The sequence below is a fragment of the Maribellus luteus genome, assembly GCF_003576475.1.
Lineage (GTDB): Bacteria > Bacteroidota > Bacteroidia > Bacteroidales > Prolixibacteraceae > Draconibacterium > Draconibacterium luteum.
In genome coordinates, this window is the sequence record NZ_QWGR01000165.1 from 1 (window position 1) to 590 (window position 590).

Below are 590 nucleotides of genomic sequence, written 5' to 3' on the forward strand. Positions count from 1 at the left end.
GTTGGGGCGCGATCGGTGCGCGCACCACCGAAAGCCAGGTGCACCGCGAGCTGGCTTCCGGCCTGTCGTGCCCGGTCGGTTTCAAGAACGGCACCGACGGCAACGTGAAGATCGCCGTGGACGCCATCAAGGCCGCATCGCAGCCGCACCACTTCCTGTCGGTCACCAAGGGCGGCCACTCGGCTATCGTGTCGACGGCCGGCAACGAGGATTGCCACATCATCCTGCGCGGCGGCAAGGCGCCCAACTACGACGCTGCCAGCGTGCAGGAAGCCTGCGACGCCATCTCCAAGTCGGGCCTGGCCGCGCGCCTGATGATCGATGCCTCTCACGCCAACAGCAGCAAGAAGCACGAGAACCAGATTCCGGTGTGCGAAGACATCGGCCGCCAGATGGCAGCCGGCGATAACCGCATCGTCGGGGTGATGGTGGAATCGCACATCAACGCCGGTCGCCAGGACCACGTGCAAGGCACGCCGGTGTCCGACCTCGTCTACGGCCAGAGCGTGACCGACGCCTGCATCGGCTGGGACGATTCGGTGAAGGTGCTGGAAACGCTGGCCGACGCCGTGCGCAAGCGCCGTCTCGTG

1 protein-coding gene is annotated in these 590 nt (G+C 66.4%); it reads left to right on the forward strand.

The window, feature by feature from the left end; translation table 11 throughout:
* Positions 1-590 (forward strand): 3-deoxy-7-phosphoheptulonate synthase (locus D1614_RS28425; RefSeq protein WP_119440515.1); only part of this gene is annotated, 590 nt, incomplete at both ends.